A 6484-nucleotide genomic window follows, 5' to 3' on the forward strand; every position below is an offset into this window, starting at 1 on the left:
ATCTCCGGCAAGGCCGTCATCGCCGGTATCGGCGCCACGGACTTCTCCAAGAACTCCGGCCGCAGTGAACTGCGGCTGGCCGCCGAGGCGGTCACCGACGCCCTGAACGATGCGGGCCTGTCGCCCAAGGACGTCGACGGTCTGGTGACCTTCACGATGGACTCGAACCTGGAGACCGCGGTCGCCCGATCCACCGGCATCGGGGAGCTGAAGTTCTTCAGCCAGATCGGCTACGGCGGCGGTGCCGCCGCGGCGACCGTGCAGCAGGCCGTGCTGGCGGTGGCGTCCGGGATCGCGGAAGTCGTTGTGGCATACCGGGCTTTCAACGAACGCTCGGAGCACCGCTTCGGCCAGGTGATGACGGGTCTGACCGTCAACGCCGACTCCCGCGGTGTCGAGTACAGCTGGTCTTACCCGCACGGGCTGAGCACCCCGGCCGCCTCGGTGGCCATGGTCGCGCAACGCTACATGCACGAATACGGTGCCACCAGTGCCGATTTCGGTGTGGTATCGGTGGCCGACCGCAAGCACGCGGCGACCAACCCGAAGGCGCATTTCTACGGTAAGCCGATCACCATCGAGGACCACCAGAACTCGCGCTTCATCGCCGAGCCGCTGCGGCTGCTGGACTGCTGCCAGGAGACCGACGGTGGTGTCGCGATCGTCGTCACCACGCCCGAGCGCGCGAAGGACCTCAAGCAGCGTCCGGTCGTCGTCGAGGCGGCGGCCCAGGCCGCCGGTGAAGACCAGTTCACCATGTACTCGTACTACCGCGACGAGCTCGGTCTGCCCGAGATGGGTCTGGTCGGCAAGCAGCTGTGGGGTCAGAGTGACTTGACGCCCAACGACATTCAGACGGCGATCCTGTACGACCACTTCACCCCGTACACCCTGATCCAGCTCGAAGAGCTCGGTTTCTGCGGCCGGGGCGAGGCCAAGGACTTCATTGCGAACGGTGCGATCGAGCTCGGCGGCAAGCTGCCGATCAACACGCACGGCGGTCAGCTCGGTGAGGCCTACATCCACGGCATGAACGGCATCGCCGAGGGTGTGCGGCAGCTGCGTGGTACCTCGGTCAACCAGGTGCCCGATGTCGAGCACGTACTGGTCACCGCCGGCACCGGCGTCCCGACGTCAGGCCTGATCCTGGGCTGAGTTCTCCTCGCAAACTGCCCCCCTTCTACGGAATGGGGGCAGTTTTGCGTTCAATGCGGGTAGTCCTACTCATCCGAACTCCAATGGCTCGGCGCGATGATGACCTGCATGACCGAACCGCAGCGGGCGATGGTTGCCCGGCTCTCCCAGGATGTCGCAGCGATCTCCCATCATCTGGCATGGGTGTCGGCCTGCCTCACCGAACTGGATCGGTCGATGGCCTACCAGCAGCCGGCCGCGCAGCCCGTCACGTATGCGGCGCCGCAACAGTATTGGCAGCCGCCCCAGACCGCGCCGGTTGCGGGACCGACGCCTTTACCGACGCCTCCGCCGACGCCGCAGCCGGCACCGCAACCGCGACCCGAGCGCTCGGACGGCTGGATCGGCAAGGCGCTGGCCGCCGCCGGTGTCGCGGTGACGCTGATCGGCGTCGCCCTGCTGCTGGTGCTCGCCGCGCAGGCCGGCCTGCTGCGGCCCGAGTTCCGCGTCGGCGCGGGGGCCGTCCTGGCTGCGGGTCTGGTGTTCGGGGCGGCCCGCCTGAAGACGCGCCCCGGCGGCACCGTGGGCGCGGTTGCCCTGGCCGCCACCGGTATCGCCGCGGCGTACATCGACGTCGTGGCGGTCACCACGATTTATGAATGGCTTTCTGCGCCGGTCGGTTTGGTGCTGGCGGCGGTGATAGGTGGCGGCGGCCTGACCCTGGCCCGGCGCTGGGATTCCCAGCAGCTCGCACTGTTGGTGCTCGTGCCCCTGGCCGTGCTGGCGCCCGTGGTGGCCGACGGCGTCTCGCTGCTGCTGATCGGGTTCATGCTGGCGCTGTCCGCGGCGTCGCTGCCGGTGCAATTCGGCAAGGACTGGGTAGCGATGTTCGTGGCCCGCACTGCCGCCTGCACCTTTCCCATGCTGGTGGCGTTGGCCTCTGCGGCGTTCGGCACCGACCGGAATCCGGGACTCGCGGGGGCCTGCGCGGCGGCAGCAGTGCTGGCCGTCGGCGGTGCGGTGCTCCTGTTGCCCACGACGTCCAACCGTTCGTTGCTGGGCTTGGCCACGGCAGGCGGTGCGTTGCCGGTGCTGTTCGTCTCGGCGGTGGTCGGTCCGCTGATCGCCGCGTCGATCATCGCCGCGGTGGCGGCCCTGTTCCTGGCCGTCGTGCTGGCCGGTAGCCGACTGCCCGGCGTCGCCGGCGTGGTGCGGCGGATCTGGTCGGCGGTGGCGGCGGTCTGCGCGCTGGTGGCGGTGCTGGTGGCCTTCGGCGGCAGGACCGGCGGCGCCGTGTTGCTCGCGATGTCGGTCGTGGTGGCCGTCGCCGGGCGTCGCGACGCCATCGCGCGCTGGGTCGCTGCCGGTTTCGGGGCCGTGGGCGGTGCCGTCTATCTCAGCTACTCGCCGCCGGACCTGCTGTTCCGCGCGGTGGAGCTGACTGCGCACAGCGCCGTGTCCACCGTCATCGCCAGCATCCTGGCGGTGGCCAGTGCGGTGGCCGTGGTGTGGTCGTGGACCGGCAGGCGTGACGACGACGAACTGCGGCTGATGTGGGCGGGCGCGGTCGTGGTCGCCGCCTACGCGTCGACGATGTCGACCGTCACCGCGGGCGTGCTGATCGGCGGTGTGAAGGGCGGTTTCCTCGCGGGTCACATGGTCGCGACGATCGGCTGGATCGCCGTGGCGGCCGCGTTGTTCGCGTACGCGGCGCGCCAACCGAGGGCGCAGCGGTCCCTACCCATCGGCGGTGGCCTGACATTGGTGGCCGCTGCGATGGCCAAGCTCTTCCTGTTCGATCTCGGAACACTGAGCGGCATGTTCCGGGTGGCGGTGTTCATCGTCGTCGGGCTCGTGCTGCTGGCCATGGGGACCGGCTATGCCCGGCTGCTCGCCCGACAGGATCAGCCGAATCCGTAGACCGGCCGCACCGACAGTTTGCGTCGGGTAGGTGGCCGTCGGGGCGGTAGGCTCGAACCGACGCGGTATGTCTGGGGAAGGGGGCCGTGTCTATGGGGATTCAGCCGGACAGCAGTCCGTTCGGATCGCAGACGGTGACGGGCCCGGGGTGGCCCAACGTCAATGAGGAACAGCTCGAAGAAGCTGCCGCCCACTATACGAAGCTGGCCACCAAGATCAGCGGATCAGTGGTGCCCCAGCAGACCAGCCAGCTGATGAACCTCACCGACCAGTGGCAGGGCGCGGCCTCGCTGGCGGCGGCGGGCGAGGCCGGCACCATCATCGGCGGCCACGAGGCCAATGGTGCGCAGGCGGCGGCAATCGCCGCGAAGCTGCAGTCCATGGCGGCTGCAGTCGTCAAGACCAAGAACCTGGTCAACGCCACCGCCGAGGAAGTCCAAGCGGAGTGCATGGCCCTGTCGGCGGCGCCGTTCCCCAACGTGCAGGAGCTGATCCAGAGCCGGATCAAGATGGGCCTGTCCCAGAACATCGCCGCGGTGACCGCGAGTGCCACCGAGGTGGCCAACTTCGTCGGTGCGCCCCCGAGCATCCCGACGGCCGGCGTGCCGCCGCAGGTGGCGCAGACCGCGCAGAAGACCGCGGAGTCGGCGGGCAAGGGCGGTGACCAGATGGGCCAGATGATGGGCCAGATGATGCAGATGGCCGGTCAGCTCCCGCAGATGCTCGGGCAGCTGCCGCAGCAGGCCATGCAACCGCTGCAACAACTTTCGCAGCCGCTGCAGCAGTTGACGTCCCTGTTCTCCGGCGGCGGTCAGGGCAAGGCCGGCCTCGGCGCGTCGCCGTTCGGCGCGTTCTCGAATCATCCGCTGGCCGGCGGTTCCGGGGCCGCCCACGGCGCGGGGTTGATGAAGGGCGGCATGCCCGGCGGTGGCGGCGGCGGTGTGGGCGCGGCCTCGGTGCAGACGCCGCTATTGGCCAAGATGGTCGGCCCCGGTCCAGCCGGACCCGGGGTGATGCCGGCGAGCGCCGCGGCCGGCATGGGTGCCGGCGGCCTGGCTCCGGTTGCCGCCGCCGCGGGTGCAGGCGGCGCGATGGGTGCCATGGGCGGCATGGGGCACCGCGAAGGTGGTGGCGGCGGGGGCCGCATCACCCAGCTGGCGGTGCCCGAAGCGCTCGAACACGGTTCCTACGACGAAGACATCGACGACGACTGGTGAGTAGGGGGGATATTTGATGTCGATGATGCAGACACCGGACAACATCAGCTGGAACGCGGCTTCCGTCGAGCTGCCCGAGATGCCGATGATCCAGCCCGGCGAGGACGCCATGAGCGCGACGATCGCCGCGGTCCTGCCGGCCATGGCAGCCGACATGACCGCCAATGTGGCCTCGCTGCAGGCCAAGGAGGGCATGTTCTCCGGCAAGGTCGGCATGGCCCAGTCGGCCTACGACAACGCCGACAGCAAGGGCGGCGAGGGCGTCGGCCAGATGGGTCAGATGCTCGGCCAGCTCGGTCAGATGGGCCAGCAGGCGGGCCAGATGGCGGGCCAGGGTGGCGGCCTGGGCCAGATGGGCCAGCAGGCCGGCCAGTTCGGGCAGATGATCCAGCAGGCCATGGGCAAGGGCGGCGGCAAGGAAGGCGGCATGCCGGGCGGCGAACCGCCGGAGGGCCAGCCCGGTGGGCCGGCCGGCGGCGGTGCGCCCATGTCGCCCGAGCAGCGTCAGGCGCAGCAGGATGCCCGGGAGAACCAGCAGAACGACCGGCAGTCCCAACAGGACGCTCGCCAGCAACAACAGGACAACCGGCAGTCGCAGCAGGATCGGCGCGAGGCCCAGCAGGACGCCCGCGACTCCCGTCGGCACACGTCCGCTCCGGCTCAGGCGGCCCCGCCGGTGGCGGGTCCCAGTGCGGGTTCGCACAATGCCGGTCCGGCGCCGGTCGCGCCCGTGGCCCCGCCGCCGCAGCGTGGCGGTGACGTCGGCCGTCAGATGTAGTTACCGAAACAACAAGCCAGACAAAGAAATTGGGGCCAGTCGCGAGAATCGCGACTGGCCCCAATTCAATGGTTGACCGTTAGGAAGCCGGGGCCGGCGCCGGGGTCGGGGTGACCGGCGCAGCCGGAGCGGCCTGCTGGTTACCGGCCGGGGCAGTGGTGCCCTGACCCGCGCTGGAGGCCGGCTGACCGGCGATGGCCTGGCTCGGGGCCGGAGCCGGCGCCGGGGTCAGCGGAGCCTGCGAGACGGCGCCACCGGCAGTGGCAGCAGTGCCGGGGCCGCTTTCAGCGGCGGTGGGAACCGGAGCAGCCTCCGGGACCTGGCCGGCGGCCGGAGGCGTGGCCGGGCTACCCGCGGGGGTGCCGGCCGGAGTGCCCGCCGGAGCCTGGGCGCCGGCCGGAGCCGGAGCGTCAGCAGCCGGGGTGCCGGCCGGGGCCGGAGCAACCGCCGGGGTGCCGGCCGGAGCCGGAGTACCGGCCGGAGCCGGAGTACCGGCCGGGGTGGCGGCAGGGGTCTCACCGTTCGGCGTCGCCGCCGGAACCTGACCGGTGGTGGTGCCGGCCGGAGGCTGCGTGCCAGCGGCGGCGGGAACCGAACCGGCCGGGGTGGCGCCGGGCACGGCGCTGCCGAGACCGGCAGGAGCGGCCGCCGGGGCGGCAGCAGGCGCGGCGGCGGGGGCGGCAGCGGGTGCCGGGGTGGCGGCCGGGGCAGTGCCACGAGCCGGAGCGGCGGCCGGGGCGGCACCAGTGGCGGCTTCGGTGCCCTGCCACTTGAGCACCTCGCGGTCACCGTCGGTGTACACGACGCTGGTCGGAGCGGCGCCCGTCACGTCGAAGTAGACCTTGCCCTTGGACTCTTGTCCCTCGGAGAGGCCGGCGGGGTTGAGGCCCTGCGGCGTGGCAGCGCCCCACAGCACGCGGTAGTTATCACCGTCGGCGGTGCGGGCGTTCAGGTTCGGCACGAACGGCTGGGAGCTACCGCGCTCAGCGGAGTACTCGGCCGTCGCTTCCCAGAGCGTGCCGTTGAGGTGCTGCGACAACACGTCGGTGCTGGGCTTGAGGTTGCTGATCTGCCATTCCGCGACGGTGTTCCCGTCGACGAGCTTGCCGTCCGAGCCGAACGCCACCGTGGTGGGGGCGGACGTCACCCCTGCGGGCTGGGCGGGGTCGGCCACTGCGAACGGTGTCGCGATCAGGCCGAATGCGGCGGCTGCGCCGATGGCGATGGTGATCTTGCGGGTACTCATGATGATGTGGCTCCTTTGTCTCCAAGTCGTCCGACGGGCGGCTTCCCCCACGGAAGTTGAGTCACGAGTAATTGGATAATTACTGACTACTACGAAAGCTAGCAGGTTAAGCGGCTCTTCGCAGTTGAGGGTGTAGAGGTGGTCGGCGCGTCGTTGCCTAGGTAGGGGTCGAGGTCTTCCGATGATGAA

5 protein-coding genes are annotated in these 6484 nt (G+C 70.4%); 4 read left to right on the forward strand and 1 reads right to left on the reverse strand.

Translation table 11 applies throughout. The annotated features are described in order from the left end of the window. From ACJH6H_RS01860 to ACJH6H_RS01875, 4 genes are all read left to right on the forward strand, one after another. Positions 1-1155, forward strand: coding sequence for a lipid-transfer protein (locus tag ACJH6H_RS01860; RefSeq protein ID WP_226522271.1), 1155 nt, complete (start codon positions 1-3; stop codon positions 1153-1155). Positions 1156-1263: 108 nt separating this feature from the next. Then, positions 1264-3054, forward strand: a complete 1791-nt coding sequence (locus tag ACJH6H_RS01865; RefSeq protein WP_226519795.1) for a DUF2339 domain-containing protein — start codon at positions 1264-1266, stop codon at positions 3052-3054. Between the two features lie 92 nt (positions 3055-3146). After that, positions 3147-4271: a hypothetical protein gene (locus tag ACJH6H_RS01870; protein ID WP_138250840.1), complete on the forward strand. Its 1125-nt coding sequence runs from the start codon at positions 3147-3149 to the stop codon at positions 4269-4271. A 16-nt stretch (positions 4272-4287) separates the two neighbouring features. Then, positions 4288-5049 carry a hypothetical protein gene (locus ACJH6H_RS01875; protein ID WP_226519794.1) on the forward strand — a complete coding sequence of 254 codons (762 nt, stop codon included), beginning with the start codon at positions 4288-4290 and terminating at the stop codon, positions 5047-5049. Between the two features lie 79 nt (positions 5050-5128). Here ACJH6H_RS01875 and ACJH6H_RS01880 read toward each other — a convergent pair whose 3' ends face one another. After that, the gene (locus ACJH6H_RS01880; protein WP_406774123.1) at positions 5129-6295 is read right to left on the reverse strand and encodes a DUF1942 domain-containing protein; all 1167 of its coding nucleotides are present in this window, start codon (positions 6293-6295) and stop codon (positions 5129-5131) included. Positions 6296-6484 lie beyond the last annotated feature (189 nt).

Origin of the sequence: Mycobacterium sp. SMC-21 (assembly GCF_045310825.1) — a bacterium.
Lineage (GTDB): Bacteria > Actinomycetota > Actinomycetes > Mycobacteriales > Mycobacteriaceae > Mycobacterium.

Excerpts from the sequence above, each read along its gene's own strand:
- ACJH6H_RS01865 (WP_226519795.1), top strand. The coding sequence starts at position 1,264 with ATGACCGAACCGCAGCGGGCGATGGTTGCCCGGCTCTCCCAGGATGTC.
- ACJH6H_RS01870 (WP_138250840.1), top strand. The coding sequence starts at position 3,147 with ATGGGGATTCAGCCGGACAGCAGTCCGTTCGGATCGCAGACGGTGACG.
- ACJH6H_RS01875 (WP_226519794.1), top strand. The coding sequence starts at position 4,288 with ATGTCGATGATGCAGACACCGGACAACATCAGCTGGAACGCGGCTTCC.
- ACJH6H_RS01880 (WP_406774123.1), bottom strand. The coding sequence starts at position 6,295 with ATGAGTACCCGCAAGATCACCATCGCCATCGGCGCAGCCGCCGCATTC.